Below are 2,207 nucleotides of genomic sequence, written 5' to 3'. Positions count from 1 at the left end.
CGGCGGCAAGCCAGCTTGGTAACGGAGGCCTTCCGGAGCGGCTTGACCACGAAAGAGAGCGCGTGTCCCCCCACGAGAGCGGGAAGGTGAGGGGTGCTTCCGGCCCAGGGAGATGCGAGGATCCCGCGACCAGCTTCGGCTGCGTCAATTCACAGGCGCCGAGCGCTTTCACAGCGTGCTCAGTGGCTGCGCTATAACGCGCAGCAGCCGGATTATGGATCGAGGTTTTGCGAAAGCCTCGTTCACGAACTTCGGAGTTGAACTGCACAGCACGAGATTATAGGTCGCATAGGTGAACCGGCTTTCCTGAACGCAAGACCGTTCTCGACCAGATTGCTCGGGCGGCCTCGTCGGGCGGAGAAATAGCTCAAAGGGCGCCCGTTGCGTCACCTGGCTGTAAGCTGTCCGCTCGCGCCAAAGCTTGGCCTCGCCCGGTCTTCGGCTTAAACGGCGCTGCAGCTCCTTGGCCGGCGCGGTGAAGTTCGCGGCGACCGCCGCGTCGACCTCCGCCGCTCCTGCATTTCCGACCACAAACAGGGTCAGAACTGAATTGATGAGGATCAATCGGCAAGCCTCATCGGGAAATCCGGACGCCACTGGGAACGCGTTAGCCGCGGCGGCTCTTGCTTCTCATCCCAGCAATTGGCGTGCGGTTCGAGAAACATGGCGCGGGCCTTTGCTTGACACGCACATAGGTTGCCAGCGTGCCCCGTCCAATGGCTCGGCCGCCTCGTCCGGCTTGCGATATCGGCCTCTTCAACTCCGCCTGCGTGGCACAATGAAATGTAGCCTCAAGATGATGCCGCTCGCCTCTCGAGCGAGCTTGCTCGTTTCACGCCGCGGCGCTTGCCTGCCCAGGATCTGCTGCTGGCCTGGAGGTCGTCACGATTTGCAATGGCGGTTCAGAGGCCGAGAGCAGCGAGACGTGCTTGAGCTGCGCGAATACGTCCATCCCATCCTTTAGCCCAAGGGAATCAAAGGAGAAACGCGTGATGCGGGCCAAAATCTCCGTGCCCGAGCCCCCGGTGCCGAGCGCAAGAACCAGCGTGATCTCAGCCGCGCCGAGCGGCAAACAGGCTCTGATGCGCGCCGGAAAGACATTAATCATGGAGCCTGCGCGTGGCGCCTCGCGCGCCACGCTGACGTCGCTCGCTCCAATGCGCAGCCGTTGGTGCACGCCGGGTGCAAACGGCGGCGCCGGCACCAACAGCCGCGCCCCTTTGAGGCGGAGAATGAGTAGCCCATAGCGCCCATCATAGCCGCTGACAACGGCATCAAGGCTGACGGCGGCTTCGCGGCTTGCCGCTAGCGGCAGCGCGGGATCTCTCTGTAAGACTTGCAGCGGTCCGGCCGCGGTCACTACGCCGCGCTCCATCATGACGAGATAATCGGCAAAATGTTCGATCTCCGCCATGTCATGGCCGATGTAGATCATCGGCAGCGCGAGCTTCTCGGGCAGGCGCTCGATGATCGGCAGAATCTCACGTCTGGCGCAGCGGTCGAGCGCGCCAAGCGGCTCGTCCATCACAAGCAGTCTGGGCTGAGACAACAGCGCGCGACCCATGGCGACGCGCTGCCGCTCGCCGCCGGACAGATGTGAGGGAGAGCGGTCGAGCAACGGAGCTATCTCGAGCAGTTCGACCACCTCATCAAACGCGATCGGCGTTGGCTTCGGTTTGGGCGCACCGTAAAGCAAGTTGCGCCTGACCGACAAATGAGGAAAAAGACTCGGCTCCTGAAACACATAGCCGATGGGACGCAGATGGGGTGGGCGAAAGGTCGTCCTATCCTGCCACACCTCGCCGTCGATGGCGCAAAAACCATTTGGCAAAGGCTCTAGGCCGGCGATGCAGCGCGCCAGCGTGGTCTTGCCGCAGCCTGGTGGGCCGAAAATCGCCGTCACGCCTTTGGCGGGTACGCTGAATTGCGTATCGCGCGAGAAGCCGGCGATACTGCCGCTGAAGGCAATGTCAATCCGGCCTGGCGTGGCTATCCTCACCTGCTCCTCCTTCCGCTGTATTTGTCGATCAAGGTTAAGGTGAGGATTACCGCAAAGGCGAACATCACCATGGCCCCGGCAAGCCAGCTTGCTTCGCGCCAGCGCGAGGCTTGGACATAGTCGAAGAGATAGGCCGACAGCACCTTGGTGCGCCCAGGAATGTTGCCGCCGATCATAAGCACGATGCCGAACGTGCCTATCGCATGCG

General features: G+C 62.3%; 2 protein-coding genes and 1 pseudogene. All 3 read right to left on the bottom strand.

The annotated features are described in order from the left end of the window. Nucleotides 1–168 precede the first annotated feature (168 nt). Entirely contained in the window at nt 169–564 is a 396-nt protein-coding gene (locus ACZIRK_RS44980; protein WP_051397327.1) for a type 2 periplasmic-binding domain-containing protein, read from the bottom strand. Between the two features lie 268 nt (nt 565–832). Further along, nucleotides 833–1,999: a molybdenum ABC transporter ATP-binding protein gene (gene modC / locus ACZIRK_RS44975; protein WP_130231848.1), complete on the bottom strand. Its 1,167-nt coding sequence runs from the start codon at nt 1,997–1,999 to the stop codon at nt 833–835. Beyond that, nucleotides 1,996–2,207: pseudogene (locus ACZIRK_RS44970) on the bottom strand (molybdate ABC transporter permease subunit); the annotation flags it as partial. The pseudogene ACZIRK_RS44970 and the gene modC, both read right to left, overlap by 4 nt.

The sequence above is a fragment of the Bradyrhizobium sp. Leo114 genome (assembly GCF_055229415.2).
The sequence above is the reverse complement of the archived record's forward strand: the minus strand, read 5'-3'. Positions and strand labels throughout refer to the sequence as shown.